We start from the raw sequence: 25232 nt of genomic DNA on the forward strand, positions 1-25232 counted from the left end.
AGGAGCCCCGGTACGCCGGGATCGCCAACCGATACGCTGGGATTATGACAATGGGGGAAACGGCGCAGGAGCCGCTGGTACACATTCAAGGCTTCCGGATGGACTTCGGGGAAACCACGGTCATCCGGGACCTGTCCTTTGATGTCCACGCCGGAGAGACCTTCGGGTTCCTTGGCAGCAACGGTTCCGGGAAGACCACCACGCTGCGGGCGCTCCTGGGTATTTACCGGCCCACGGCAGGGACGTTGCACATCGGCGGGAAGGTCTTCGAGCCCAAGGACGGAGCCAGCCTCGGCTACCTGCCGGAGGAGCGCGGCCTGTATAAGAAGGAACACGTCCTGGACGTGATGGTCTATTTCGGCCGCCTCAAAGGATTGTCAAAGTCCACGGCCCGGTCCTGGTCCGAGGACTACCTGGAACGGGTCGGGCTGGCGGGCAAGGCCAAAACGCGGCTCGACAAACTCTCCAGCGGCCAGCAGCAGAAGGTCCAGCTCGGGGTAACCATCATGAACAACCCGGGGCTGCTGATCCTTGACGAGCCCACCAAGGGTTTCGATCCGGTCAACCGGCGGCTGTTGATGGACATCATCGAAGAGCACAAGCGGGCCGGGGCGACCGTCATCATGGTCACCCACCAGATGGAGGAAGTCGAACGGCTGTGCGACCGGGTCATCCTGCTCAAGGACGGCGTCTCCCGCGCCTACGGGACTGTGGAAGAGGTACAGGAAGAATTCGGCGGCACCGTCTACCGGGTCATACACGACGGTTCGCTGCCTGCGTCGGCGCTGTTCGACGTCGTATCGGAGGAGAACGGCCGGGCTGAACTCTCGCCGCGGCCCGGGGCAACGGAGGAATCCGTCCTCCGCGCGCTCGTGGACGCCGGCGCCGGGATCCGGTCCTTTACCCCGGCAAGGATTTCCCTGGATGAAATCTTCATCCAGGTTTACGGCGAACAGCATGAACTGGCGGAAGGCTGAGATGGCAATGGGACAGCACAACCTCGGCACCGTCATCTCCTTCGAGTTCTTCCGGACCATCAAGAAGCGCGGCTTCGTGATCGCAACCCTGGCGCTTCCGGTCATCCTCGTGCTCATCTTCGCCCTGGTGTACGCGTCCAACGCCAGCACCAAGGACACCGCGGCCGCCCAGAAGAGTGCAAGGTTCGCCTTCACCTACACCGATGCGTCCGGGATCATCGTGCCCGCTGCCGCCAAACTCGCCGGCGGGACGGCGGCCGGCGACCCGGCGGCTGCCATCGCAGCTGTGAAAGACGGCACCTCGGAGGCCTACTTCGCCTACCCGGCCGACCTTGCGAAGGAATCGGTGAAGGTTTACGGGACTGACAAGGGCATGTTCGAGAACGACAAATACCAGGCAGTGGCCAAAGAGCTTCTGGCGGTCTCAGCCCAGAACCAGGTGGGCTCACCCGAGCTGACCGCTGCCCTGACCGGCGCCGTCAAGTTTGACTCGCAAACGTTCAAGGACGGCAGTGTCGCGCCAGGCGTCGGCGGAATCATCCCGCCTTTGTTGTTCCTGGTCATCTTCTACATTTCGATGATCCTTCTCTCCAACCAGATGCTGAACTCCACCCTGGAGGAGAAAGAAAACCGGGTCACCGAGATGATCCTGACCACCCTGAACCCAACCACATTGATTACCGGCAAGATCATCTCGCTGCTCGCCGTCGGGCTGGTCCAGATCCTGGTGTTCCTGGCGCCGGTGGGACTGGCTTACCTGTTTTTCCGGGACCGCCTGGCCTTGCCGGAGGTTGACCTATCCTCCTTGGTCTTCGAACCGGGCCCGATGATCACCGGGGCACTGCTCACGCTGGGCGGGTTCACGGTCTTCACCGGCGTCCTCGTAGCCATCGGGGCGATCATGCCAACCGCCAAGGAAGCCGGCACCGTTTTCGGTCCCCTTGTGGCGATGATGTTCATCCCCTTCTACACATTCAGCCTGATCATCTCCAACCCGGGCGCGCTGATCGTCCAGATCTTCACCTACTTCCCGCTGACCGCTCCGGTCACTGCCTTGCTCCGCAACGGGTTTGGAACCCTCAATCCTGTTGAAGCGACCATCGTCGTCGTCGAACTCTTCGTCGTCGGGACCCTGATTCTTCGGCTGGCCGTCCACCTGTTCAGGTACGGATCCATTGAATACGGCCGCAAACTCTCCATCGCCGGAACCTTCCGCCGCAACGAGCTGGCCGCCAAATGAACGAGGTCCTGGCTGGGGGAAGGTGCCATGACAGCCGGTGACGCCGGAGACGTCCTGATCAGGAGCGGCGTGATCCTGACAGGCCGGGCGCTCTTCAAGGGCTGGGCCATCACCACGACATTGTGGCTCGTCGGCCTGTATATCGTGCTGGCCGCCACCTCGCAGGGGTTCCTGCTCGACCTTGCCCTGATGGTCCTGATGTACGGGTATGGCATCGCGCTGGCCACGGGAGTCCCGCTGGCATGGATCCTCGGCCGCCTGCTCCGGCCCATCCGCAACCAGTGGATCCATGTTGCCGCATTCTTTATCGTGCCGACACTGGGCTTCTGGGCGCTGGGATCCGTGCTCGGCTTCGGTTGGTCCATCGGTGCCCTTGGCCTGTGGGCAACCGTTGGTCTGGCCGCTGCCTTGGGCCGACTGGCCGTATGGAGGGACGTGGCCGTCAGGTGAACGCGGCCCGGACCGCCGCCTGGAAAAGCGGGACAATGAGGAGCCGCTCGATCTGGGGCGTCGTCCTGCTCACCGGCGCCGCCCTGGCGGCAACGATTTTCTGCATACTTGACGAGGCATATTGGGCCGCCAGGCGTGAGCACCAACTGTTGTTCGTTGGCACCCCTTTGGACTCCCTGGCCGCTGGGTTTCTCGTTGTCGCGGTTCCCGTCGGCACGGCAGGCCTGCTGCTTCTTCTGCCGATACTGATCGGCCGTATTCGCAGGAGACCGGTCCGGCGGCTCGCCGGATGGGCGACCGCAGTGGGGGCCGCAGCGGCTGCGCCCTGTCTTGGGGTGGTTTGCGCCTTCGCCGTCCTTGGGGCCACGGGGATAGGGGATACGGTCAGACTGGAAGCCGCGGACGGACGGTCGGTGCTCGTTACCCAGGACGGGTTCGACGGAGACGTGGTGGACATCTACACGGAGTACGGCAACTTCCGCTACAAGTGGGCCCGCAGCGCCCCCGAGCTGTCCGGGTGGCCGCGGGTAACGGACCAGGCGTGCCGGCTCGATGCGGGGGAGCCGGGGCTGCGGCTGGTGTGCGGGGACAAGACGATGGATATCGACGTTCAAGAACCGGCAACGTGAAAACGGAGGCCTGGCGCTGCCTCTAAGACACACCGGTCACCCGAACTCCGGCCACCGCCCCCGTCCAGGGCGTGTCTGCTGGCGTCGGCAAGGACAGGTGCGCGGAAACATAGCCCTGTTGCAGCGTGACCACCTGTGAGGTGGAACCGGGGCAGTCCACCGTAAGTTCGACCGGCCAGAGGGTGACCGTGGGATTTTCCTGGCGGATGTAGATCTTGGCATTGGCGGCGCCGACGCAGCCGGCCGTGACGGTATATTCTCCGGCCGTGGCGACTTGTTCAGTGGTGCCAAACCCCCTGGCGGGTCCGTCCAGGGGCCCTTCTTGAAATAGGAGGACCTCCCCGGGACAGCCTTGAGGAGTCCGTCCAAATCCTGGTAGTTCCTCACCTCGCGCTCGAGGACCTGGGGGTCGGCGGGGCTTGTGACGGATTCCGCCGTTCCGGCCGTGGCCGTGCCGTCAGCTTCGGTGACGGGGCTGTGCGCCGGATCCGGGTAGTCATAGGAACACCCGGCTGTTCCGGCCGCCGGCACCAGAAGGCACAGGATCAAAGCCAGCCGGCGCCGGAAGCCTTTCATTCGCACGCTTCCATGGTGGGCGCGGACACCGGTGAACGCAACCAACACCGGCGGACAAGGCGGGGCTGGACCGGCGGCGTTTTGGGGGCGGCACCCATGGTCTCGTGGATGCTCTGGCCGCCGGTCCTGTCCCTGGTGCCAAGGTCCTGCCTTGCCGGCAGGACCTTGGCTTTAACGGTAGGACTGAAACCCCAATGGCCGCCCACGTTCCCCGCAAATTTGGCTCAAGATTCGGACCGCGGCGGCGGACACCAGGGCGGCAGCGCGCCGGGGCCCGTCCTGGACCAGGCCGTCAGCGGAGGCTTTCGAGTGCCTGCGAAATCGCCGAAAGCCGCCTGGTCGAGGCAAGTCCCAGATGATAGACGTGCAGCTCGTCGGCGCCAGCGGCATGAAGTGCGCCCCACTCGCCGGCCAACCCGCCGCCGTCGGGCGCCTTTGGCGGCAACGCCAGGACGTACGCACCTGTGCGCACACCGTCGGCTGACATGGCTTTGACCGTCAGCGCCCCGTCGTCCGGGCTGCCCCAGCAAGGCACGACGGCGGTCAGGTCACCACGCTGCCTCCGCAGCCGGCTCCTGCGCAGGGCCTCCGCCGGCAGGAACGGTCCTGTGTTCCAGGGATCCGGCGAGGCGTGCAGGGAGATGCGGAGACTGGAGCCGGAGGCGTCAACGGCTGCCAGGCACTGATCAAGAAGCGCTGCTGCGGCGTCCCACCTGATCTCCAGCAGTGGGAGGAAGTCCTGCGCATCGGCCGCTGTGGCTGGGGTCAGCCGGGGATCGTCTGATTCCATAATGGCTGCCCGCACCCGGTCCTGCTCCACGGCAGCAGGCAGGCCGCGCGCCTCATAGGACGCCTTGCATGCCTCGCAGAAACACAGCGACAACAGAGCCTGCACCCATGGTGAGTACTCCGCCCCCTCTGTCTTTTCGTGCCGGTTCTGGTGGCTGAATCCCAGCGGACCCACCGCCTCCAGGATGAGGCCGTCGGGCTGCCCGTGCGCCAGGACCTGGGCCACCATGCCGGCTGCGTATCCGCGGACCTCCGGGTGTGAGGGGCACAACGCGTAGCTGTAGACCTCGCCGAAGGCGTTGCGCACGCACATGCCGGGGTTGTTCCCCCCGGCTGCGCTTGAGTGGGTCAGGACCGTCCATGCGTCCACCGGGATGTTCGCGGCCCGGAGTACCGAAGCGGCTTCACCGAACGCGTTCTCCGTCCCCGTCCATTCGCGCGCACTGCCGGGGACCAGGGGGTTGCCTGCGAACGCATCGGTGGCGGGAACATAGAGTGCCGCGGATTGGGCGTCCACCACGCGGCGGCCGGGGTGCCTTGGCGTGCCGGCCCGCACCGAATGGTAGGCGGCGGCAAGTGCCACGCGATCCACGCCACTGGCCTTGATCCAGTGAACGGCGTCGGGGTCACCCAGCACGTCCCAGGGATAGAGGTAGCCGGTGGCCCGCGGCCCCCGCGTCCCTACCACCGGGGGAGGTCCGCCGTGAACCCAGGTACGAAGCGCTGCATGTAGCCGGTGTCATCCCGGGCCGTCATCCGGGCGTCCAGGTACTGCTGGTGCAGTTCGGCCAGTTTGTCCCGGTCCAGTTCCACGCCCAATCCCGTGCCTGTGGGAACCCGGACGCTGCCGTCCTCGAAGTGCAGGGCGCCGGGCTTGACCACATCGTTGTGCCCGTTCCAGGGATAGTGGGTGTCACAGGCGTAGGTCAGGGCCGGGGTGGCCGCGGCCACGTGCACCATGGCGGCGAGGCTGATGCCCAGGTGGGAGTTGGAGTGCATGGACAATCCTATTCCGAACGTCTCGCAAATGGCTCCAGCTTCCCGGGTGTGGCGCAGGCCCCCCCAGTAGTGGTGGTCGCCGAGGATGACCTGGACCGAGTCCAGCTCGACACTCCGCTTGATGTGCTCGAAAGCAACGACGCACATGTTGGTGGCCAGGGGCATGGTGGCCGCGGCGGCCACCTGGCCCATTCCCTCCAGGCCCGGCGTCGGATCCTCCAGGTACTCCAGCAAACCCTCGGTTTCCCGGGCAACCCACCGGGACGTTTCCACTGTCCACGCGGTGTTGGGGTCGAGCCGCAGCGGCATGTCCGGGAATGCTTCGCGCAGGGCTCGGATGGCCTCGATTTCCTCCGCCGGCGGAAAGACTCCGCCCTTGAGCTTGATGGACTTGAACCCGTATTCGGAAATCATCTTTTGTGCCTGCCTGACGATTCCCGCAGGGTCCAGCGCCTCGCCCCACTCGTCGCCGATGGCAGGCTTGCCGTCCATGGCCGGATGTTCCTTCCACTTGTAGAAGAGGTAGGCGCTGAAGGGAACTTCGTTGCGCACCGTGCCGCCCAGCAGTTCGCTGACAGTCCGGCCGGTTGCATGTCCCTGGATGTCCAGCGCGGCAACCTCGAAAGCGGAAAAGACGGCCGCGCGTTCGAACGCGGACAGGGCGGGGTCGAGGGCCTGGTTGATCAGCTGTTCCATCCGGGTGGTCTCGAAGACATTCACGCCCTTGATGGCGTTGGCTCCTACCGCAAGGTTGTCCAACCGGCTGCGGCCGCCGGCGCATTCGCCCAGCCCCAGCAGGCCGTTGGCTGTCCGGACCTCAATGACCACCCGGTGGACGAGGGGTTCGTGCACTCCGACGGCGTTCAGCAGCGGCGGGTCTGAGAACGCAATGGGCGTGATGGTGATGTCCGTGATGATGAGGTCCGCCGCTGTGGGTGTGGACGCTGCGTGGAGGGTGGTGCTGGTTTTCATAAGGTTTCTTTCGTGGAATGGGCGGCGGGGGAGCGAGCGGTATGCCCTACCCCTTGGTGGCGCCGGAAGTGATGCCGCGGATCATGGAGCGTTGCAGGAAGAGGTACACCAGGAGGCTGGGAATCATGGCCATCAGGGCGCCGGCCAGCAGCACGCCGGGTCCCACCGTGGTGTCATTGCGCAGTACCGAGAGGGCGACGGTCAGGGTGTAGTCGCTGGGATCATTGGCGGCGATGAGGGGCAGCAGGTACTGGTCCCAGACCATCATGAAGCCGAAGATTCCGATGACGCCGAGGGCGGGTTTGCAGAGCGGCAGGATGATGGTGAACAGCATCCGGAATTCGCCCACTCCGTCCAGCCGGGCGGCTTCCTCGATCTCGCCCGGGATCTCCTTCATGAATTCGCTCATGATGAAGATGGAGAAACCCCAGATGCCTACCGGGAGGATGACCGCGAGGACGGAACCGCGCAGGCTGATCCCCAGCAGCGGCAAATCGCCAAGGACCAGGGACAGCGGGATGCCGATGATCTCTTCCGGGAGCATCATGGTCATCAGGACCAGGAGCAGCACCAGGGCCTGTCCCCGGAACTTCTTCCGGCTCAGGCTGTAGGCGGCGAACACCGAAACCGTCATCTGCAGCAGGAGTCCGCCACCGGCCACTACCAGGGAGTTCAGCAGGTAACCCCACAGCCCCTGCTGCGTGGCGGCCTCAAAATTCCGCAGCGTGAAGTTCTTGGGCAGCAACGATATGTCCGTGGGGCTGGAATTCCGGTCAAAGGCACCGGAAATGATCGCTACGAAGGGTAGCGCAAAGATGCAGAAGACCAGCACGCAGAGCAGGACGCGGAGGACCATGTTCGGTCCCAGCCGGGGAGACCAGCCCAGGGCGGTATCGAAGCGTGCGCCGGCAGAAGGCTTGGCTGTGCGCGCCTTGGGGCGGGAAACGGTATGGGTCATCGTGCGGCCTTCCTTTTGCCAACAAGCTGGGTCCCTACGGTGAGCAGCAGGGTAACCACCAGCAGGAGGACGGCGGCCGCGGACGCGACCCCGATGTCATTGCGTTGGAATCCGAGCGAGTACATGCGCGTCATCCAGACTTCGGTGGACCCGGCGGGACCGCCGCCGGTGAGTACGTAGACCTCGGTGAAACTGCGAAGGCTCCGGATGGCGGCAAGGGTCAGGACAATCACCAGCGACGGGCGCAGTGCGGGCAAGGTGATGTACCGCAGACGCTGCCAGATGCTGGCTCCGTCCACCCCCGCCGATTCGTAGAGGGAGCGGTCCACGCCGGTGAGTCCGGCGAGGATGATCACCATGTTGTAGGGTGCGCCGCTCCAGATGCCGACGACGGCGATGGACCACAGTGCCGTGTCCGTACCGTTGAGGAACTGCAGCGGACCGAGTCCCAGCCAGCCCAGGATGTTGTTCAGCGGTCCGTCGGCGGTGGGGAAGTACAGGATCCGCCAGATCTCGCCTACGACGGCCAGGGCCGTCACAACGGGGAGGAAGATGGTGGTGCGCAGGATCCACAGCGACCGGGCCTGGCCTTCAAGGAGAAGAGCCAGAGCGAACCCGACCACCAGCGCGCCCAGCGTCTGGGTCACGCCGAGTACCACGGTGTGGCCCAGGGCTTCCATGAACCGGGCGTCCGTCAGGACGCTGATGTAGTTGTCCATGCCGACAAACACGTCCCCCAGGAACGGCTGGACCTTGAAGAAGCTCAGCCGGATGCCTTCGACCATGGGAATGAACTTGAAATAGAGGCCCAGCACGGCCGCCGGCACCAGGAAGAGCCAGATGGCCAGGATTTGCTTGCCGTTGCTGCGCTTCCTGCGCACCGGCACCTTGCCCGTGTCCGGACTTCCGGTCAGCGACCGTGCTGGTTTGGTTGGGGCTGTGGTCATGACTTCGCGTTCTGGCTTGTCAGTTCGTTGTTGATGGCGGTGTCAAGGTCCTTGAGGCCGGACGACACGTTGTCTGCAGCGCAGTCGGAGGCGATCTTGTTCAGTGCTTCCGCGGCGGCCTGCTTGATCGGGACGAAGTTGATGGCGGACGGGAAGGCCTTCGAAGAGTTCTTCAACGCATCCTGGACCACGGCCCAGCGCGGATCGTTGTAGACGGCGGCGGCGTCGACGCCCGAATTCACCGGAACACGGACGATCGGCTGCTTGCCGGCCGTCATGCCCGCCTTCTGCCCCTCTGCCGAGACGAGGTAGTCGATGACCTGCTTGGTCTGGTCCTTCTTGCCATTGGTGGCAGTGACGTAGATGTTTTCGCCTTCTGCCAGGACGGTGTTGTCCTTGCTGCCCTTGGGGGTCTCGATGACCTCGTACTTGTCCTTGCCGAGAGAGGCATCGAATGAGGAGAAGTTGTAGGGGCCGGTCAGGATGATGCCTGTCTTACCGGTCTGGAAAAATGGGGTCGCAGCGCTGGTGGCCGCGGTGAGGGCGCCCGGCTGGGTGTTGCCCGGAGTGCAGAACTGCTGCTTGATCCAGGTGACCCCCTCCTTGGCGTCGGAGGCGGAGGCTGAATACTTCCCGTTGCCGTCGTCCTTGAGGTAGGCCCCGCCGTCCTGCCAGAGGTAGGAGGAGGCCCACCAGCCGAAGTACCCGCGCTCCGTGGAGCCGGGAACAGTCATGCCATAGGTGTCGGCCTGGCCGTTCCCGTCCGGGTCCTGCGTGGCGAAAGCGGCAGCGAGCTTGGCCAGGTCCTCCTGCGTCTTGGGAATAGGCAGGCCCAGTTTTTCACGCCAGTCTTTTCGGATCATTGTCACCATGGTCTGGCGGGAGAACGGAACGCCGTACGTGGAGCCGTCCAGGCCTTGCGTTTCCTTCCACAGGGAGTCCGGGATCGTGTCGTTCCCGGCGACAGAGGACTTGTCAATTTTCTGCAGGTAGCCCTGCGATGTGTAATTGCCCAGGGCAGCTGAGTCGTTGATGACGATGTCGGGCAGTTTTTTGGACGCCGCCCTGGTCTGGAGTTGCTGGTCCAGGTCCGGGACACCCTGGAAGTTGACCTGCACACCAGTCTTGGCGGTGAACTCCTTGAACAGTGCGGAGTATGTGGTGGCGGCATCGGTTCCGGCTCGCGCCCACACCTCGATGGGTTGACCATCATCCTTTGCCGCCGGTGCCGAGGATCCGCTGCCGCAGCCGGTCAGCAAGGCAGCCGAAGCGATGGACAGCGCCAGCGCTGCCCGGGAGCGGGACTTGAATTTCGAATCCACTCTGATTCTCCTTTTTACATATATAAATGACTGTTACTATGTGAAACGTACTTCACGAGAGTATGATCATGGTCACAGGCTGTCAACCACTGGAGGAAATCTTGGCCGCACCATCGAAGCCCATCACTGTTGCCGTCACCGGAGGGGCGGGAATGATGGCCACGCTGCTGCGGCCTTACCTGGCAGACGCCGGCTACGCCGTCCGGCTGCTGGACCTGGCAGAGGCCCCCGAACCCCGTTCAAACGAGTCGGTACATGTGGGATCGGTAACGGACCCCGACTTCATGAACGCCGCCCTCGCCGGCGTCTCCGGGGTCGTGCATTGGGGCGGCCTGCACCGCGAGAAAACGTGGGAGGAAATTGTGTCCACCAACATCACCGGCACCCAGGTGACGCTTGAAGCGGCCCGTCGCAACGGCGTCGACCGCGTCCTCCTGGCCAGCTCCACACACGCTGTGGGATTCCATCCCACGCACGCGGCGGCTGCGGACGCTGTCCTGGCGCCGCGCCCGGACACCTACTACGGTGTCAGCAAAGCCGCCGTGGAGGCGCTGGGCAGCCTGTACGCCGACAAGTTCGGCATGAAGGTGGTCAGTGCGCGGATCGGCACCGGCGGTGAGCGGCCGGAAAACCTGCGGACCCTTGGTTCGTGGCTCTCTCCGGCGGATTCCTTCCGCCTGGTCGAGGCGGCACTCAGCGATGCGGGCGCGCCCGGCCACCACGTGGTGTGGGCGGTATCCGCCAACAGCCGGGGGTGGGCCAGCCTGGAAGCCGGCCGTGCCATCGGCTTTGAGCCGCAGGACAACGCAGAGGACTTCGCCGGCGACGTTGACACCACGACTCCCGATGAATGGGCTGCACTCCTTGGCGGTGCCTGGGCGGGCAGTGACCATAAGGTGGGAATAGACAACTACCCGCACCTGGCCGCCAAATGAGCTGCGGCGAGCCGGGACTGTGGCGACAGGGGGAGTACTGATGGCATCACTCGAGGTACAGGAGAGTCCGCGCGGGGAGGCGCCGGGCGGCGACGTGAAACTGGTGAAGTCCGCCGAGCGGACCATCGCGATCCTCGAACTGGTCGCTGCGGCCCCACAGCCGCTGACCACCGCCGAGATCTTCAAACTGACGGGCTATCCGCGCTCCAGCCTGCACTGGCTGCTGCTGACATTGCTTGAGCTCAACTGGATCGAGCAGACTCCGGAGGGCGCCTACCGGATCGGCACGCATGCACTCCTGTGCGGCACCGCCTACCTTGACCGTGATCCTGTGATGGAACACGTCTCCGGCATCCTGGAAAAAGTCCGCAACGCGACCACCTTCACCACCCACTACGCCCGCCTGGACCGTTCCGACGTTATTTACCTGGCCACCCGGCAGGCTGTGGACCGCCGCAGGCTTTCCTCCCGGGTGGGCCGCAAGCTGCCGGCCCAGGTGACTGCGCTGGGAAAGGCCATCCTGTCCGAATACACCGACGAGGAAGTGAAGCAACGGCTTGGCCCGGGACCTTACGCCCCGCTGACCCCCAACACGGTGCCCGACTTTGGGGCGCTGCAGGCAGAGCTGGCCAAATTCCGGAAAACCGGGCACGCCGTGGAGTGGGAACAGAATACGGTTGGGCTGTGCTGTGTCAGTGTGGTGGTCCCGTACCGCATCCCCGGCACGGACGCCATGAGCTGCTCCATGCCGATCGAGCTTGCCACTGATGACGTCATCGAAAAGACCGTCGAGACCCTGCACTCAGCGGCCGGCGAACTGGCCCGAACTTTGCGCGCCGCGGGCATCCGATAGGGCTTCCCCAAGGCGTGGCTGCCGAACCACCGGCCTCAGGAGGCAGCAGATTCTCCGGACCCGGCGTACAGGGCCAGCAAATCCCGGCTGAACTCGTGGGGTGATGTTTCGCAGGGGCTGTGGCCACCCCGGTATACCCCGATCCGTGCCCTGATGGCCTGGGCAAACTGCCGGTGCAGGGTCAGCGGCCACAGGTCGTGGTCGCCGACCGCTACGAACTTGGGCACGGATGCCCGGGCCAACTCCTGCCGGACGTCCGGAACATGCTGCATGAGGGTGTAGATGTCCCGGATTGAGGCCCGACGGGTGAAACGGAACCGGTAGTTCACGAACCGCTGCCTGCCCCGCGGGACCCTCGCCACCCGGCCACTGCGGATGCCCCAGATCAGCAGGGCGGCCCCTGCCCGGCCGTTCACCCACGTGCTGAACCGGCCGATCCTGCCCACTCCCTTGAAGCCCTGTCCCGGCTCAGGCGGGCAGGCCAGCAGTGTCAGGGACCGGAAGAGCCCGGGCCGCTCCACAAAGGCGAATTGGGCGATGATGGCCGCGAACGAGTACCCAACCACATGGACCGGCGTTGCCATCGTTTCCAGGACGGCCACAAAGTCATCCACGAACAGCCGGTAGTCGTAATGGTTGCGTGGCGGAGCCAGGTTCTCCGGGCCGGCCCCGGCTGACTGGTACTGGCCTGCAAGGTCGTAGGCCAGAACAAAGTAGCCTGCCGCGGCGAGGTCAGGCATCATCAGGGAAAAATCCTCTTTCGAGCCTGTGGCGCCGGGGACCAGCACGACGCAGGGGTCATCCGGATCGCCCAACGCGACTTCGGCAAGCTGGCCGCTTGGCACGTCGATGGTGAAGCCCACCGAGCCTGGCGGCGGGACCGCCCAGTCGACGTCGCCGAGCCCCGCATCCAGCAGTGCGGCGGCGTCCATCCGGGCACGACCCAAGACCCCGGGGTCTTCCCTGTCCCCGCTCCGGCCAGGCATTGCCATGGTCCCAACATAGTCCGGTAAACCCTACGCCGGGCCGCCTTCGAGGATCCGGCGCGCATCGGCCTGCGCTTGGAGTTGGGCCATGCTGACCACGTGACCCGCCACATGGCCGGCGGCGGTGGCCATGGTGCGCAGTTCGGCAACCGTTCGGGGCGGGTTCTCGCCGTGCGCGACCGCGTGGCAGTTCCGGCACAACGGGACGAGATCGGCCACGGGGTCAAGCTGATAGCCGTTCCCCAGCATCTCTGCCGGAACCAGGTGGTGCACGGCAACCATGGCGGCACCGGCCACACCGTACGTGGCTTCAAAGGAAAAGCCGCAGGCCGCGCAGGACGTGCCGTGGAACGCCAAACACAACCTGCGCGCATCCGGGTCCCGCTCGTAACGGTTCACTTGGACGTGGCGGACGGCAGACGGGTGAAAGGTTCCGCCGGGGAGTTCACCGGGCTCCGTCGTCGCAGGACCCTCGCCACGCCACAGCCTGCGAAGGGCTGGCTCTGATTCCGGCGGTACTGCCACCAAGGACTGGGCGGACGCACCGGCAAGGAAACCGCCCGGAAATGCGGACTCAATGATTTCGGGCCCGGTCTGTTCACCCACGGGCAGCAGCGAGTCAAAGGCCACCGTGATAAACCAGTCGGTTTCAGCGGCCTCCCCGCTAGCCGGGACCTGGTACGGCTCGGACACCACCAGCCCGTGGCCGATCAGGCCATTGCCCTGCGTGCTGCCGCGCAGCAGCAACCAGGCTTCCGTTCCCGGGACTGCTTCCGGCCGGGAATCAAGTTTCCACCGGTCCACGAACCTGCCGGACTCCACGACCTGTTCGACGGCGGCACGGTAGTCCCGGCGGTGCAGTGCGTCGGCGTCCATGGCCAGTATTACAGCAGCCACCGTTCACCTCGTCTTGGTGCGCGAAGCCGGCCCCCACCGTGCAGCGGGATTTAGATCGGTTCCTTGGCCAGCGCCTTGGTCTTGGCGGGTGTTTCGCGCCCCAGCCGTTCATCGAGCGTGACCCGCAGCCGGGCCGCTGCGACCTGGACCCGGTGCCCGGCGGGGGTTGCCTTCTTCGTGGCCGAGGGGGCGGCGGTTTTCCGTGCCGGGTGGACATAACGGTGCTCAGGTGACGTCGCGCTCATGGTCCAACCTCGTCCGCAGTTTCTTCATCCTTCGTTTCATTCTCGCCCACGATGGCGTGGCCGTCCACGCCGGCCGTCTTCTCCCATGAGTCCGTGTCCGCCTCAGCGTCCACCCCGTCCTCTTCCCCGGAGGCACTCTTCCACCGGCGGGACTTTTGGCCCTTTGTCCGGCTTGGCCATGGTTCCATCCTGATTCCACGCAGTGAGGAGAGGGACATGAGTGCTCTGGCCAACCGGATTGGTGTGATCGCGCTTGCGCTGGGTGTCCTCCTCGTGGCGGTGCCGGCTGCGGGCGCCGCGAGTGCGCCCGTGGCCGTCGTTGTGGAGGACACCGCAGGGGTGCTGGACCGGAACACACTGGTCCCCGCCGTCGAAAGTATCCAGTTCTACGAACCCACCCGTGTCGCAATCTTCACCTACAACGGAACCGCGGCGGACAACCTCAACGAAACGGTCCTCGCGTTTGCCCGGTCCCGGCACCCGGAATGGATCAGTGCCGATGGGCAGAAATGGGCGGACGGGTTGTTCATTTTCGCGCTTGATCCTGTGGGCCGCCATGTGGGCACCTACATGGGTGAGGACAGGAAAGTGTCCTTGGAGCAGCGCGGCGACATTCAGGACGCATCGAAGGAACTCTTCCGCGACGCCCAGTGGACCGACGGCACCGTGGCCGGCATCCGCCGGGCAGCCGAGCTCATCAACCAGCCCTGGTACCGCTCTGCCGGGTTCCTGATCACGGTGTGGGTAACCGGCGGGCTGGCGGCGCTGGGCGCAGCCGCATGGCTTACCGTCCGCGGCGTGACACGGGCCAGGTGCCGCAGGCAGATCGATCGGGGGGACCTCAGCTACGCCAACGTCAGCATGGACCTGGAGGTCACGGAGCTGAACGCGGGCACCATCCCCGAATCGTCGCGCTATGGCAGCCAGGTCCTGGAGAAGCACCGCACTTTCCTGAGCCGGTACGCAGCCACCACGGAGTTGTCCAACCAGGTGCACGCGCTCCCGCGGCGAGCGCTGAGCCGGCGGAAGAGCCTCAACCTTGCCCGCGAATTCGCCGATAACGCAGCCCAGCTGGATGCCTTGGATGACGTCATCGCGGACAGCAACGCCCTGCTGAACCGGGCGGCCACCTGGCCCACCGCCTGGGACCGGCAGCTTGCACCGTTCCGCACGGACCTGGCCGGGCTGGAGCAACTCCTGGCAAAGCGTCACGGGCAGGGTGAGTCCGCCAGCGCTGCTGCCCTGCGGTCCTTCCGGGACGAAAGCCTGCGGGAGATCGAGCGCTGGACGGCGGACCTGGCGGACGGGGCAATCACGCCGGAGGAGGCGCTGGACCGGCTCTATGACGCCCGGTCCCGGCTATCGGAGCTGTTGGAGCAGCACGCCGAAACGGTCATCCAGAAGTTCGCCAGGAACGCGGACGAGGCACGTTTGATGCGGGAGAAAATGGACGCCGCCCAGGAAGGGCCCACCCGCCGCGGGCAGCGCAGGTACGAGCCGAGCATCCTTGGCACGTGCTATCCCACATACCAGTTCTTTTCCGTCGCCACCTTCAACTCCGGATTCACCAGCGGCATCGGCAGTGTCAACTCGGCCAGGGGTGGTGGCGGCACCACCGGGTACGGCAGCACCGGCGGGAGCTTTTCCGGGTCGGGCAGTTCTTCAAGCTTCTAGTTCCGGGGGCGGTGTCCGGGAGGCCCTACGCGACGCCGAGCGAACCAAGCCGGCCGATCCCTCGCCGGATGGTGTAAAGGGTGTGTGCTTTTGCTCCTCAGGGATTCCTGCCTCGGCCGAGGCTGGGTTGGCCGTTGTCAGGTCCATCCGGCGCGCATGCACAACCCCAGCGTTGGTGTTCCGGCCCCGACCACCATCCCAGAGGTCCCGGCCCGGCGTTTAGGGCCCAAAGTCCCGGTTGGCCGGTTCCTGCCGCCGGGCAGCACGGACCGGCAGCCGGATCAGTGCGATCCCGGCGCCGATGAACCAGGCCCACAGCAAGACTCCATAACCCCAGTAAAAGCCCGGCACGGCGTGGCGGAGAATCTCGCTGGCCACGCCCAGGGCGCCCGTGGCAATACCGAGCCACGGCAGGTACGGCGGGAACACTGCCGTTCCCTTGAGCATGGCAAGTCCCATCAGGAAGATTCCGAAGGCGGACAGGACACCGGCGACGGCGGGCGTGTTGTTCTCGGCGATGATCGCCTCGGCGGCAATCGAATAGGCCCTGCGTTCGTCGTCCGATCCGGCGGCCACGAACCGGTCACTGAGGTAGACCAGGTTCAGGGAACCCCTGCTGGTGACAGGCACTGCCAGAAGCAGCGCCCACGGCAGGGCGCCGAATATCAGGGCCACGAGTGCCAGGCTCCTGTCGAAGACCGACAGGGCCACAAAGAGGGCAGCAAAGACAAGCACCGGCAGGATATTTGGCAGGATCCACAGAATTTGCTCCGCCACGTAGTTGGCCTTGTTGGCTGCGATGAACTCAAGGGTGGCGGCTCCGCCGTGGACCGGCGGAGGTGCCAGGAAATCGAGCACCAGGGCCACTATGAGCAGGAGCACAAACAAGATCGACGACGCGCCCGCAAGGAGGTAGAAGCGGTGCCAACTACGGCCGCGGGCCTCCACTGCGCCGCGGGTTTCAGGACTATGCCACGCGCGTGGCTGCCGGACTGTCATGTCGGGTGCTTCTCCATGCCTGGACTCTGCCATTCGGGCATCGGCGAAGACAGTGCCATTTGGCCTGGCCGTGAGGCGGTTCCGTTTATTCACCCAAAGAGGTACCAAGTGCCCTGTTCTGTGGCGCCGGTCCTTGCAAGACTGCAGGCCCGACTGGGCGGAAGACCGATGGCCGGCACGAATGAGGACGACATGGGCGAGAACCCCGCCAATACCGAACAGCTCCAGGTGGAGCTGGAGGACGCTGCATCCCGCAAGTGGTGGGCCCGCATCCTCTACACACTCAGCTCACAGTATGGGAGCACTCAGTTCCGGTTCGTAGGCAAGGCCGACGACGGCCGTCGGCTCTACGTCAGCGACACGTTCCCCGCGCCCCCGCTGAACCGGACACCTCCCGAGGAACAGTGGGCCCCGGGCCTGCAGGCCAGCCTCCGCCAACTGTGCCGGGACATAGCCCGTGACGGGTGGCAATTAGCGGCCCGCGGCCCGCAGCCTTGGGACCTGACCTTCAGCCGTGCCAAAAGTTGATCGACGGCGTCTGCCCTGCCTTAGGCGACAGGCCAAACCACCTTGGTCTGCCACGTGGCCGGATCCGGCTGCTTCTCCGGATCGCTCAGGTAGTATTCCCACACCATCTCGCCCGGGGTGGCGCCGTCGTCCTCCATGCGCTGTCGGATGGCATCGTAGGTGGTGCCCAGCGTGTCATACGGGCCGCTGTGAATGGCCTCATACGCATCGGTGTCGGGAAGCGTCCCGCTGGCCACCCCGCCTGTCCCGTGAAAGTGTCCGGCGATGGGAAAACCCGCTTCGACGTCGACCGATTCGCCGGGCATCCCGTGGTACAGCGCGAACGGCGGCCCTGCCGGGCTGGCGCCCTGCATCTGGACAGCCGCCATCACGGCACCGAAGGCCCGGCCAAAAAAGCCTGTCAGTGCGTCCATCGGGACGCGTTCGCGGACCACTGCCACAGCCTGCTCGGTAACGTGGATCCTGTGCGGTTCCTGCCCATTTCCGTTCATGCCACCAGCATTGCCGCGAGGCCGGCGGCGTGACAGGGCCAAAGGTCACACCGCCACAGGGAGCGACGAGCCAGGTGCCGGGTCCAAATGCCCTAGCCCGCGCAGTGGCGGCCCGGTACTTTCAGCTCTATGCGTGATCACCACCGGCACACCGCTTTGAAGCGTCCTGCATGAGGAAGCAGGCCACCCCGCCCACGGCATCGGACGGGCGCCTCGACGGGCGCGACATCGACATTCCGGCAAAGTCACCCGTGGAGAAGGCATGGCGTTTCACCAGGCGGTACCCCGTCGTCGCGCTGACATGCCTGGTGCTGGTGGCCACGCTGGTGCTGCTGCAGTCCGGCCTGGAACTGCCGGTCCGCATTCTCGCTTCCGCCTACGCCGCTGCGATCGTGGTGCTGCGTTCCGCCGGTATGGTCCGGGCCCTGCGGGAGGGGCGTTGGGGGATCGACCTCCTGGCATTGATGGCCATCGCCAGCACCGTGGCAGTAGGCGAATACGTGGCTGCCTTGGTGGTCATCCTCATGTTGACCGGCGGGGAGGCGCTCGAGAACTTCGCCCAGGGACGTGCCGCCCGGGAACTGCGGGCGTTGCTGGACCGGGCACCCCGCTTCGCGCACCGCGAGGGCGCCGGCGCGGTGCTCGCAGATATCCCGATCGGCGAGGTGGTGCCGGGGGATGTGCTGATGGTCCGCCCCTCCGAGCTGGTGCCGGTGGACGGCACGCTGCTGTCCGAAACGGCCAGCCTGGACGAATCGTCACTGACGGGCGAGAGCCTTCCCGTGGAGCACGCAAGGGGGCAGGTGCTGCTCAGCGGCTCGGTGAACGGTGTGGCAGCCATCCGCATGCGGGCATCGGCCACCGCGGCCGACTCCCAGTACAGCCGCATCATCGCCCTGGTGGAGGAGGCATCAAACAGCCGGGCCCCCGTGGTGCGGCTCGCTGACAGGTACGCCGTCCCCTTCACTCTCCTGGCCCTGGCCATGGCCGGCACGGCGTGGGTCCTGTCGGGTGAAGCGCTCCGCTTTGCACAGGTCCTGGTGGTGGCCACGCCCTGCCCGCTGCTGATTGCGGCGCCGGTGGCCTTCCTGGCCGGTACCAGCCAGGCCGCGCACAAGGGCATCATCATCAAGAACACCCGGACGCTCGAGCAACTTGCGAAGGCACAGACAGCGGTTTTCGACAAGACCGGAACCCTCACCTCCGGGCGTCCGGTCCTTGACGAGGTCCGGGTGGCGCCGGGCAAGGGCGGGTCCCTGGGCAGCCAACGGATCCTGCAGCTTGCTGCCTCGGCTGAACAATATTCCTCGCACGTCCTGGCAGGCTCGGTGATCGAGGCGGCGCAGTTGGCCAACCTGGTCCTCCTGCCGGTACAGCACGCGGCCGAAACCGCCACCCACGGCGTGGAAGCTGTCTGCGGCGGCCGGCGCGTGGTGGTGGGCAAAGCAGCTCTGGTCAGCAGTGTCTCGACCGGGTTCCGTGAAACACCGGTCCACAGCGGCCAGCTGGCCATACACGTGGCCGTGGACGGCGAGTACGCCGGTGCGCTGGTCATGCAGGATCCGTTGCGACGCAACGCCGTGGATACCCTCGCACAGTTGAACTCCCTTGGAGTTCGCAACACCATGCTGCTGACCGGGGACGCCCAGGCTACCGCGGCGCACATTGCCGAAGAAGCGGGAATCGGCCGCGTGCAGGCGGAATGCCTGCCGGAGGACAAAGTCAACACCGTGGCCGCCATCCGGGAACGTCCGGTCATCATGGTGGGCGACGGCGTCAACGACGCGCCGGTCCTGGCCGCTGCCGAGGTAGGAATAGCCATGGGCGCAAAAGGCGCAACCGCCGCCAGCGAATCGGCGGACGTGGTGATCATGCTCGATGACCTGTCCAAGGTTGCCCAGGCCGTCGCCATCGGCAAACGGACGGTGGCTGTGGCCCTGGTCAGCATCTGGACCGGCATAGGGCTCAGCCTGGTCTTGATGGCCATCGCCATGACCGGATACATTCCCGCCGTCGCGGGCGCGCTCTTGCAGGAGTTGGTGGACCTGGCCACCATCCTGAACGGCCTGCGCGCCCTCCACGGCGGCGACCCGAGTCGGATGGCAGGGCCCAGGCTCCGTTCTCCTGCCGCCGGTGCTGTCCGCCCGCCAGCATGACTTTCGGCCCTTCCCACGAAATGCACCAACGGCGAACGTGGTGGTATGAACGCAGAAACAGTGGCCAAGCCCGTCATCGTGGGCGTGGATGGTTCCGAATATTCTTCCGCCGCCCTGCGGTATGCCGGCAAGCTGGCCGCCCGCCTGGGGACCCGCCTGGAGGTCATCACATGCGTGGGGATGCCCGACTACCTGGTGACCTCGCGCCTCGAGGGGGCAGACCGGCAGTTCACCGCGAGGCTTGAAGACGCCGCCGAACGCCTCGTGGAGGATGCCCTGGGCCGGGCCTTCCCTGGCGAGCGGCCGGAGAACGTCGACGTGGACGTCAAGTTCGGGCCACCGGCGAAGGTGCTGGTGGACGAAAGCCGGCGGGCGCAGATGCTGGTGGTGGGCAGGCATGGAGAGGGCGGCCTCCTCAAACAGTCGATGGGGTCCGTCACCAAGGCGTGCGCAGCGCACTCCGCCTGCCCCGTTCTCCTGGTGGGCCCGGAGGCGGACGCTGTGTGAGGACCGCGGAGGGGCTGACGTCTGAAAGGGCCGCGCAACTCCTGAAGCAGGCCGGCCCCAACCAGTTGCCCACTGAAAAACCCGTCCCGCAATGGCGGAAGCTCTGGGCCGAGATGACGCATTTCTTCGCCCTGATGCTCTGGTGCGCCGCCGGGTTGGCCTTCATTGCGGACATGCCCCAGCTGGCGGTGGCGATCGTCGTCGTCGTGATCGTCAACGGGGTGTTCGCCCACATCCAGCAGGAACGCGCCCAGCACGCCGCAGCCAAGCTGCGCGCCCTCCTGCCGGCCGACGTCATGGTCCGCCGGGACGGGAAAGTGCAGAGGGTCCACGCCAGCGCTCTGGTGGTGGACGACGTGGTCCTGCTCGCTGCCGGAGACCGGCTCCCCGCCGACATGGTCCTTATGCTGGCCTCGGCGTGCGCGGTGGATGAATCGATGCTGACCGGCGAAAGCGAATCGGTCCCCAAAGCGGCGGGAGACCAGGTCTGGGGCGGCACCTTCCTGGTCAACGGCTACGGGGAAGCGACAGTAACGGCGACCGGCGCCAACACCAGGCTGGCCGGAATCGCCGACCTCACCAGCAAAGCGGTGTCGCCCCCCACGCCGCTGTCCCTGGAACTGCGCCGGATCGTCCGGGTCACCGCGGCGATGGCGCTGGGAATCGCGGCCGTCTTCTTCCTGGCATCACTGCTGGTGGGTTTCCAATGGCGCGATTCGTTCCTCTTCGCCATTGGCGTTGCCGTGGCGCTGGTACCGGAGGGTCTCCTGCCCACCGTGACCCTCTCCCTTGCCATGGGCGCACAGCGGATGGCCGCACGCAAGGGACTGGTGCGCAACCTCGAAGCAGTCGAAACCCTCGGGTCCACGACATTCATCTGCACCGACAAAACCGGCACCCTGACCCAGAACCGGATGAACGCCGTCGAGGTCTTCACCGCGGACGGCTCCGTCCAGGTGACCGGCGACGGCTACGGCCCCGATGCGGACGTGCAGGGACGCGGAGTGGACAAGGCGGCCGCCGCCGCGCTCGCAGCACGGGCCGCATCGCAGGGCCGGGCGGTGCTGCACGGCGGGCAGTGGCGCGCCCAAGGCGATCCGATGGAAGCAGCCCTGGACGTCCTGGCCCGCAGGCTGACTGGAACCGGACCCGGGGCGCCCCCCGCGCGCCGGTTGCCGTTCGACCCGGTGCGGCGCCGGGAATCGGCCATTGTGGGAGCGGACCTGTTCTGCAAGGGCGCCCCCGAAACTGTGCTCCCGGTCTGCGGCTCCGTGCCGCCTTACGTCAAGGAACACGTGGAAGTGATGGCATCACGTGGCTTGCGCGTCATCGCCGTGGCGCGGCGGAAACTAGGGGGAGTGCCGGAAACATGGCAGACCGGCACGCCGGCCGACCTTGAAACCGGGCTGGAGCTCCTCGGCCTGATTGGCCTCCAGGATCCGCCCCGCCCCGATGTGGTCGACGTGATCGGGACTGCGCGCCGGGCCGGCCTGAAGATCGCCATGATTACCGGCGACCACCCGGGGACCGCTGCAGCGATTGCCCGCCAAATCGGCCTGATCGGATCGCCTGAATGTGTCCTTGAAGGTTCGGACCTTCCCGCGGACGACCAGGTTCTGGGGGCCCTCCTGGACCGGGACGGGGTAGTAGTCAGCAGGGTGTCGCCCGAGCAGAAGCTCCGCGTCGCCAAGGCCCTGCAGGCCCGCGGGCATGTGGTTGCAATGACCGGCGACGGCGTCAACGACGGCCCTGCCCTCCGCGAAGCCGATATCGGCGTCGCCATGGGGCTCAGCGGGACCGACGTGGCGCGGGAGGCGTCGGACCTGGTGCTCCTTGACGACCACTTCGGCACCATCGTCGCAGCCGTCGAGCAGGGCCGTGCCACCTACGCCAATATCCACCGCTTCCTCACCTACCACCTGACTGACAACGTGGCGGAACTGACCCCCTTCGTCATTTGGGCACTCTCCGGCGGCCAGTTTCCGCTCGCATTGGGGGTGCTCCAGATCCTTGCCCTGGACATTGGCACCGACCTGCTGCCTGCCTTGGCGCTCGGGGCGGAGGCGCCGGGCAAACGAGTCCTGTCCCGTCCGCCCGAACGCCGGCACCTCATGGACAGGCGGCTGATCATCAGGGTTTTCTGCATCCTCGGTCCGGTGGAGGCCATGACCGAAATGGCGGTGTTCGCCGCTGTCCTCGCCGCCGGCGGCTGGACCCGGGGGCAACCACCGGCTCCCGGCCTCCTGGCGGCCGCATCCGGTGCCGCTTTCATGGCGGTGGTCCTGGGGCAGCTCGCCAACGCCTTTGCGTGCCGGAGCGCCACCGTGCCGCCGTGGAAGCTGGGTTGGGGAACCAACAGGCTGCTGGTGTGGGCCGTGCTGGCTGAACTGGCCATCCTGGCAGCCTGCCTCTACCTGCCCTATCTTGCGGCCGTGCTGGGCCAGGCCCCGCCCACCCCCATGGGCATTGCCCTCGCGCTCCTCGCCGCCCCCGCCGTCCTGGCAGCCGACTGGATCCACAAAGCTGTCCGGAACCGTCGGCGGACGGCCCAGGGGTCCTCCGTGGCGTAAGTACCTCTCCCGCCGATGGGGCCGGTGCCGGGACCTAAGACTCTGCCTGCCCTGCCCGGCGGAGGCCAGAATCGAGCCATGAGCGCCCCCGCAGAAGCCGTCCTGGCCAACGTCAATGTCACCTGGATCGAAGACACCGGGCTCGCAGACATACCTTCGGTGGGCGGGAAGAACGCATCCCTGGGTGAATTGAGCCGGTCCCTTCAATCGTCGGGAGTGCGGGTTCCCGAAGCGTTCGCCACGACTGCCGCCGCCTACCGGACCTTCCTGGCAGCCAACGGCCTGGAACCCAGGATCCGGCAGCACATGGATGACCACCGCGCCGGCCGGGCAACGCTTCGCCAGGCGGGCGCAGCCATCCGGGAACTGTTCCTGCAGGCGAGTTTTCCCGACGCCATCGCCGCAGACATCCAGGAACACTACCGTGACCTGTGCCGCCGGACGGGGCAGGCCCAGGTGCCCGTGGCCGTGCGCAGCAGCGCCACGGCAGAGGACCTGCCGGATGCCAGCTTCGCCGGCCAGCAGGAGACCTTCCTGAACGTGGCGGGCGAGCGCGGCGTCCTTGATGCCTGCAGGCGCTGCTACGCATCACTGTTCACCGACCGTGCCATCAGCTACCGGGAGATGAAGGGCTATGACCACCTGGACGTCGCCCTTTCCGTAGGGGTCCAGAGGATGGTCCGGTCCGACGTCGGCGCCTCCGGGGTGATGTTCTCGATCGACACCGAATCAGGCTTTCCCGACGTTGTGGTGATCAGCGCCGCCTGGGGGCTGGGGGAGACCGTGGTCCAGGGCACCATCAACCCGGACAAGTACCAGGTGTTCAAGCCGCTGCTGGCCGACCCGCGGTTCAGCCCCGTCATCGAACGGGCCGTGGGCGCCAAGGAGCGCAAGATGGTGTACAGCCAGGGCGGGGACGCACGGACCCGGACCGTTGACACCAGCGAACGCGAGCGGCGCTCGCTGGTGCTTGGCGATCCGGAAATTGTCCTCCTGGCCCGGTGGGCCGCCGCCGTCGAACAGCATTACGGGCGGCCGATGGACATGGAGTGGGCAAAAGACGGCCTGACTGGTGACCTTTTCATGGTGCAGGCGCGGCCCGAAACGGTCCAGGCGCGCAGAAGCACCTCCACCTTCCGGACCTACCACCTCCTGCACCCAGGCCCCGTCCTGGCAACCGGGGCTGCGATTGGCGATGCCATCGCCAAGGGGGCGGCATGCGTGATCCGCGATGCGAAGGACATCGAGTCTTTCGTTGACGGATCCGTGCTGGTCACCCGAATGACCGACCCCGACTGGGTGCCGGTCATGAAGCGCGCCGCCGGCATCATCACCGACCATGGCGGCACCACAAGCCACGCCGCGATCGTCAGCCGTGAGCTTGGCGTGCCGGCCGTCGTCGGGACGCGCAACGCAACGGAGATAGTGTCCGACGGCGCCCCGGTCACCTTGTCCTGCGCGGAAGGGGAGGAGGGGCGCGTCTATGAAGGACTGCTCGAGTACTCGGTGGAGGATGTGGACATGGCGGGCCTTCCCGCCACCCGAACGGATGTGATGGTCAACATCGCCAGCCCGGCCGCGGCGTTCAAATGGTGGCGGCTGCCTGCAGCCGGGGTGGGACTGGCCCGGATGGAGTTCATCATCAACAGCCTGATCCGCGTCCACCCCATGGCCTTGGTCCATCCGGAAAAAGTGACCGATCCGGAGGAAGCAGACCTCATCAGGCAGCTCACCCGCGGCTACGACGACCCGCAGGAGTACTTCGTGGACGTGCTGGCGACGGGAATCGCCAAGATCGCCGCTCCCTTCCATCCGAAACCGGTGATCGTCCGGCTCAGCGACTTCAAGAGCAACGAATACAGCCACCTGGTGGGCGGTAGGTTCTTCGAACGTCCGGAGGAGAACCCCATGATTGGCTTCCGGGGCGCCTCCCGCTACTACAGCAACCACTACAGGGAAGGGTTCGCCCTGGAGTGCATGGCCCTCAAACGGGTCCGGGAGCAGTCAGGATTCCGCAATGTCATCGTCATGGTCCCCTTCTGCCGCACCGTAGGCGAAGCGGACCAGGTCATTGAGGCGATGGCGGAGCACGGCCTGGTCCGTGGCGCTGACGGCCTGCAGCTCTACATGATGTGCGAAATCCCCTCCAACGTGGTCCTGGCCGAAGAATTCGCGAAGCGCTTTGACGGCTTCTCCATCGGATCCAACGACCTCACCCAGCTGGTCCTGGGAGTGGACCGCGACTCCGAGGAGCTGGCAGGCCTCTTCGATGAACGCGACCCCGCCGTGACGGCGCTCATTGCCGAGGCCATCCACAAAGCCCACGCGGCCGGCATCAAGATCGGAATCTGCGGGCAGGGGCCCAGCAACCACCCGGACCTTGCCGAATTCCTGGTCGGCCAGGGCATCGACTCCGTTTCGTTGAACCCTGACACCTACGTCAAAACAGTTCCGGTCATCGCCGCAGCCGAAGCTGCGGCCGGTAACGCGTCCTAAGCCGCTGGACACAGCAGTGCCTGGTCCCCGCGGGGC

Annotated in this window: 23 protein-coding genes; 12 read left to right on the plus strand and 11 right to left on the minus strand. The window is 66.0% G+C overall.

The features are described 5' to 3' along the window. Positions 1 to 50 precede the first annotated feature (50 nt). The 4 genes from ACX5I6_RS14000 to ACX5I6_RS14015 are packed head-to-tail and all read left to right on the plus strand — an operon-like array spanning position 51 to position 3296. Positions 51 to 977 (plus strand): ABC transporter ATP-binding protein, encoded by a 927-nt coding sequence (locus tag ACX5I6_RS14000; protein ID WP_461841721.1) that lies wholly within the window; start codon positions 51 to 53, stop codon positions 975 to 977. Then, the gene (locus ACX5I6_RS14005; protein ID WP_461840855.1) at positions 925 to 2217 is read left to right on the plus strand and encodes an ABC transporter permease; all 1293 of its coding nucleotides are present in this window, start codon (positions 925 to 927) and stop codon (positions 2215 to 2217) included. The genes ACX5I6_RS14000 and ACX5I6_RS14005 overlap by 53 nt, the downstream gene beginning before the upstream one ends. 27 nt (positions 2218 to 2244) lie before the next feature. Further along, positions 2245 to 2667, plus strand: a complete 423-nt coding sequence (locus ACX5I6_RS14010; protein WP_461840856.1) for a hypothetical protein — start codon at positions 2245 to 2247, stop codon at positions 2665 to 2667. A 35-nt stretch (positions 2668 to 2702) separates the two neighbouring features. Then, the gene (locus ACX5I6_RS14015) at positions 2703 to 3296 is read left to right on the plus strand and encodes a hypothetical protein (protein WP_461840857.1); all 594 of its coding nucleotides are present in this window, start codon (positions 2703 to 2705) and stop codon (positions 3294 to 3296) included. Positions 3297 to 4164: 868 nt separating this feature from the next. On the opposite strand, the gene ACX5I6_RS14020 is transcribed toward ACX5I6_RS14015, so the two are convergent. Genes ACX5I6_RS14020 through ACX5I6_RS14040 form a run of 5 tightly spaced genes read right to left on the minus strand, consistent with a single transcriptional unit; the run spans position 4165 to position 9859 of the window. Then, positions 4165 to 5349: a hypothetical protein gene (locus tag ACX5I6_RS14020; protein WP_461840858.1), complete on the minus strand. Its 1185-nt coding sequence runs from the start codon at positions 5347 to 5349 to the stop codon at positions 4165 to 4167. After that, positions 5343 to 6632, minus strand: coding sequence for a glucarate dehydratase family protein (locus tag ACX5I6_RS14025; protein WP_461840859.1), 1290 nt, complete (start codon positions 6630 to 6632; stop codon positions 5343 to 5345). The genes ACX5I6_RS14020 and ACX5I6_RS14025 overlap by 7 nt, the downstream gene beginning before the upstream one ends. A gap of 46 nt (positions 6633 to 6678) precedes the next feature. Next, positions 6679 to 7590 carry a carbohydrate ABC transporter permease gene (locus ACX5I6_RS14030; RefSeq protein ID WP_285246235.1) on the minus strand — a complete coding sequence of 304 codons (912 nt, stop codon included), beginning with the start codon at positions 7588 to 7590 and terminating at the stop codon, positions 6679 to 6681. Further along, a complete protein-coding gene (locus ACX5I6_RS14035; protein ID WP_461840860.1) occupies positions 7587 to 8537 on the minus strand; it encodes a carbohydrate ABC transporter permease in 951 nt (316 codons plus the stop codon). The genes ACX5I6_RS14030 and ACX5I6_RS14035 overlap by 4 nt, the downstream gene beginning before the upstream one ends. Next, positions 8534 to 9859, minus strand: coding sequence for an ABC transporter substrate-binding protein (locus ACX5I6_RS14040; protein ID WP_461840861.1), 1326 nt, complete (start codon positions 9857 to 9859; stop codon positions 8534 to 8536). The genes ACX5I6_RS14035 and ACX5I6_RS14040 overlap by 4 nt, the downstream gene beginning before the upstream one ends. 101 nt (positions 9860 to 9960) lie before the next feature. On the opposite strand from ACX5I6_RS14040, the gene ACX5I6_RS14045 reads away from it, so the two are divergent. Continuing rightward, the gene (locus tag ACX5I6_RS14045) at positions 9961 to 10794 is read left to right on the plus strand and encodes an NAD-dependent epimerase/dehydratase family protein (protein WP_461840862.1); all 834 of its coding nucleotides are present in this window, start codon (positions 9961 to 9963) and stop codon (positions 10792 to 10794) included. A gap of 40 nt (positions 10795 to 10834) precedes the next feature. Continuing rightward, positions 10835 to 11647 (plus strand): IclR family transcriptional regulator, encoded by an 813-nt coding sequence (locus tag ACX5I6_RS14050; RefSeq protein ID WP_461840863.1) that lies wholly within the window; start codon positions 10835 to 10837, stop codon positions 11645 to 11647. 35 nt (positions 11648 to 11682) lie between these two features. Here ACX5I6_RS14050 and ACX5I6_RS14055 read toward each other — a convergent pair whose 3' ends face one another. The 4 genes from ACX5I6_RS14055 to ACX5I6_RS14070 are packed head-to-tail and all read right to left on the minus strand — an operon-like array spanning position 11683 to position 13963. Continuing rightward, a complete protein-coding gene (locus ACX5I6_RS14055) occupies positions 11683 to 12633 on the minus strand; it encodes an alpha/beta fold hydrolase (RefSeq protein WP_461841722.1) in 951 nt (316 codons plus the stop codon). Between the two features lie 30 nt (positions 12634 to 12663). Beyond that, positions 12664 to 13530: an HNH endonuclease gene (locus ACX5I6_RS14060; RefSeq protein WP_461840864.1), complete on the minus strand. Its 867-nt coding sequence runs from the start codon at positions 13528 to 13530 to the stop codon at positions 12664 to 12666. Positions 13531 to 13580: 50 nt separating this feature from the next. Next, on the minus strand, positions 13581 to 13775 hold the full coding sequence (locus ACX5I6_RS14065) for a hypothetical protein (RefSeq protein ID WP_461840865.1): 195 nt from the start codon (positions 13773 to 13775) through the stop codon (positions 13581 to 13583). Continuing rightward, the gene (locus ACX5I6_RS14070; RefSeq protein ID WP_461840866.1) at positions 13772 to 13963 is read right to left on the minus strand and encodes a hypothetical protein; all 192 of its coding nucleotides are present in this window, start codon (positions 13961 to 13963) and stop codon (positions 13772 to 13774) included. The genes ACX5I6_RS14065 and ACX5I6_RS14070 overlap by 4 nt, the downstream gene beginning before the upstream one ends. A gap of 28 nt (positions 13964 to 13991) precedes the next feature. Here ACX5I6_RS14070 and ACX5I6_RS14075 point away from each other — a divergent pair, with 28 nt between their 5' ends. Beyond that, the gene (locus tag ACX5I6_RS14075) at positions 13992 to 15449 is read left to right on the plus strand and encodes a DUF5129 domain-containing protein (RefSeq protein ID WP_461840867.1); all 1458 of its coding nucleotides are present in this window, start codon (positions 13992 to 13994) and stop codon (positions 15447 to 15449) included. A gap of 219 nt (positions 15450 to 15668) precedes the next feature. Here the strand turns inward: ACX5I6_RS14075 and ACX5I6_RS14080 are convergent, their stop codons facing one another. Further along, entirely contained in the window at positions 15669 to 16448 is a 780-nt protein-coding gene (locus ACX5I6_RS14080) for a DUF4386 family protein (protein ID WP_461840868.1), read from the minus strand. Between the two features lie 168 nt (positions 16449 to 16616). Here ACX5I6_RS14080 and ACX5I6_RS14085 point away from each other — a divergent pair, with 168 nt between their 5' ends. Continuing rightward, a complete protein-coding gene (locus ACX5I6_RS14085) occupies positions 16617 to 16976 on the plus strand; it encodes a hypothetical protein (protein ID WP_461840869.1) in 360 nt (119 codons plus the stop codon). Positions 16977 to 16996: 20 nt separating this feature from the next. On the opposite strand, the gene ACX5I6_RS14090 is transcribed toward ACX5I6_RS14085, so the two are convergent. Next, positions 16997 to 17467 carry a GyrI-like domain-containing protein gene (locus tag ACX5I6_RS14090; protein ID WP_461840870.1) on the minus strand — a complete coding sequence of 157 codons (471 nt, stop codon included), beginning with the start codon at positions 17465 to 17467 and terminating at the stop codon, positions 16997 to 16999. 170 nt (positions 17468 to 17637) lie between these two features. Here ACX5I6_RS14090 and ACX5I6_RS14095 point away from each other — a divergent pair, with 170 nt between their 5' ends. The 4 genes from ACX5I6_RS14095 to ppsA all read left to right on the plus strand — a co-directional run bounded on the left by ACX5I6_RS14095 (position 17638) and on the right by ppsA (position 25196). After that, positions 17638 to 19623, plus strand: a complete 1986-nt coding sequence (locus tag ACX5I6_RS14095) for a heavy metal translocating P-type ATPase (RefSeq protein WP_461840871.1) — start codon at positions 17638 to 17640, stop codon at positions 19621 to 19623. A gap of 45 nt (positions 19624 to 19668) precedes the next feature. After that, positions 19669 to 20130: a universal stress protein gene (locus ACX5I6_RS14100; protein WP_461840872.1), complete on the plus strand. Its 462-nt coding sequence runs from the start codon at positions 19669 to 19671 to the stop codon at positions 20128 to 20130. After that, a complete protein-coding gene (locus ACX5I6_RS14105; protein ID WP_461840873.1) occupies positions 20127 to 22700 on the plus strand; it encodes a cation-translocating P-type ATPase in 2574 nt (857 codons plus the stop codon). The genes ACX5I6_RS14100 and ACX5I6_RS14105 overlap by 4 nt, the downstream gene beginning before the upstream one ends. A 78-nt stretch (positions 22701 to 22778) precedes the next feature. Then, the gene (gene ppsA, locus ACX5I6_RS14110) at positions 22779 to 25196 is read left to right on the plus strand and encodes a phosphoenolpyruvate synthase (RefSeq protein ID WP_461840874.1); all 2418 of its coding nucleotides are present in this window, start codon (positions 22779 to 22781) and stop codon (positions 25194 to 25196) included. The last annotated feature ends 36 nt before the right edge of the window (positions 25197 to 25232 follow it).

The sequence above is a fragment of the Arthrobacter sp. MMS24-T111 genome (genome assembly GCF_054888995.1).